The sequence below is a fragment of the Gilliamella sp. wkB171 genome (genome assembly GCF_001693755.1).
In the GTDB taxonomy this organism is placed as follows: domain Bacteria; phylum Pseudomonadota; class Gammaproteobacteria; order Enterobacterales; family Orbaceae; genus Gilliamella; species Gilliamella apicola_F.
The window spans coordinates 1-2,126 of sequence record NZ_LYST01000012.1; the positions used below are offsets into that span (position 1 = coordinate 1).

The following is a 2,126-nucleotide window of genomic DNA, read 5'->3' on the forward strand; positions in this document are numbered from 1 at the left end:
CTAATAGTTTGCTGCATATCTTTAGTATCACTAATTACGCCTGCAATATAATTGTCAATATTGAATTCAGCTAGTTTAGCTAATGATTGTAAACAAATAATATCACTATCAAGATAAATTAATTTATCTGTTGTTGACGTAAGTAATTTCGGCATAATAAAGCGAATACAAGTTGATACCGTTGGAATATGCAAAACTAATGTTTTGGGATTGATAATAAAATTATTATTTAAGTAATAAAGTGTAATTGATACATTATCAAATATTAACTCTTTAAATTTTAATATATTTGCATCAGAAACATTATCAATAAAAAGGTGAAAATTAAGATTATAATTTGGAGTATTTTTAATTACAGATAATATTGCAACTCCCGCTGGTAGTGCATAATTATTGTCAAAACCTAAGGCAATGTTAAGAGTAGGAAACAGTGGATTATGATTCGTACTTATAGGTTCAATTTGATCAATAAAGTTATTTACGTTATACATTTAAATTCGTTCTAATTTTAGTTATTCTTACAATATATTTCGTTAATTATATATTCGATTTTTAACAAAATATAGGTGAAAATTTTATATAGATGAAATTTTGGATGTTTTTAAAGCACTTAAAAGGTTAAATAAATTTACACATTTAAAGTATTTAATTAGAATAAAAAAAATTTTTTAAAGTGAAAGCATAAATGTTTAATTCCAATAAATATATAAGTAAAGTTGAAGAGTTTTCTCAAAAAAGTATCAATGATAATAATTTAATGCACATTGCATTGGCTTTTGATGATAATTATGCAATGCCAGCAGGAATTACAATAACTTCAATCATTCAAAATAATAATAACTTAAATTTTTGTTTCCATCTTTTTGTGGATACTATTTCTTCAATGCAACTACAAAAATTTAATGAGTTAGTAAGTGACAAATGTACTATTAAGATATATTACTTAAATAATAACTTTCAGGTTAATTCAGAAACATTAGTTTTGGGATATTTATCTTTTATGTCATGTGTTCGATTTATTATTCCTGATATATTAGAAAAGGAAACGGATAAATTCTTATATATTGATAGCGATATTTTATGTCTAAAGCCTATAAATACTTTATATAATACAGAAATTACGAGTTATATTGCTGGAGTAATTCCCGATGATGACGTAATGAGAAATGTTATCAAAGATTTATACCCTATTAATTCAGAAAAATATTTTAATGCTGGAGTTTTACTCATTAACACAAAAGAATGGGTTAAGAACGATATTTCTGCTAAATGCATGCAAACAATAAATGACGGAAACATCTATCGTTTTGCTGATCAGGATGTTTTGAATATATTATTAGAAGGTAAAACGTTGTTATTACCTATTAAATTCAATACCAAAGTTCAAATAACAATTTCTTGCCGTGAAGAAAAATCTATTCCACCTTATACAGTATTATTACATTATGTTACAGGGTATAAACCTTGGTACCAAACATTTGATTCTGATTTATTCAAAAAGTATTTTAGTTTATCTCCTTGGCGTGATACAAAACGCCCTTTGGCATTAAAAAGATCATGGCTACGCCATTTTGCTAAATATAATTTTAAAAAGGGTAACATAGTGACGGCTTTGAAATTTTACTATCTTTATTTGACTAAAAAAATTTTTTAATCTAATTGACTTAGAGAAAGTTGAAAACCAATTACTAATTTTACTATCTAATAACGACATTATAAAACAATACTAGGGTTGGTATTGTTTTATAATGTCGTTATACTCATAAGCTTTTCCATCTACTGATAATATTAGATCTTTGTTAATAAAGGATGGATCAATATTTACAGAATAACCAAGTAAATTACTTAATAAATAAACAAGATTAGATGTATTTATCATTTTGTTTTCATTTCGGTAACTTTCAGTTTCCTGACAAGGATAATTATCATAAGATGAATATATCATTAGTGGGATTTCAAATTGGTTACTGAATTCTTTGGATTTTCTCAATAACCCATGACCCAAGTTGACTATTTCACCATGATCGGGTGTATAAATTAAAATAAAATCATCTAATTTTTCTTTTAAAATTGTATAAATTTCTTTTATGACTCGATCTGTATGGTGAATTGTTCGATCATAATCA

Annotated in this window: 3 protein-coding genes; 1 reads left to right on the forward strand and 2 read right to left on the reverse strand. The window is 25.4% G+C overall.

Annotated elements, in window-relative coordinates; translation table 11 throughout:
• Positions 1 to 491, reverse strand: a 491-nt coding sequence (locus A9G03_RS01180) for a glycosyltransferase family 8 protein (RefSeq protein WP_082209372.1), incomplete at its 3' end; no start/stop codon positions are given.
• A 194-nt stretch (positions 492 to 685) separates the two neighbouring features.
• Here A9G03_RS01180 and A9G03_RS01185 point away from each other — a divergent pair.
• Positions 686 to 1,654, forward strand: a complete 969-nt coding sequence (locus tag A9G03_RS01185) for a glycosyltransferase family 8 protein (protein ID WP_082209373.1) — start codon at positions 686 to 688, stop codon at positions 1,652 to 1,654.
• A gap of 72 nt (positions 1,655 to 1,726) precedes the next feature.
• On the opposite strand, the gene A9G03_RS01190 is transcribed toward A9G03_RS01185, so the two are convergent.
• On the reverse strand, positions 1,727 to 2,126 hold a 400-nt coding region (locus A9G03_RS01190; protein WP_179854731.1), incomplete at its 5' end, for a sulfatase-like hydrolase/transferase.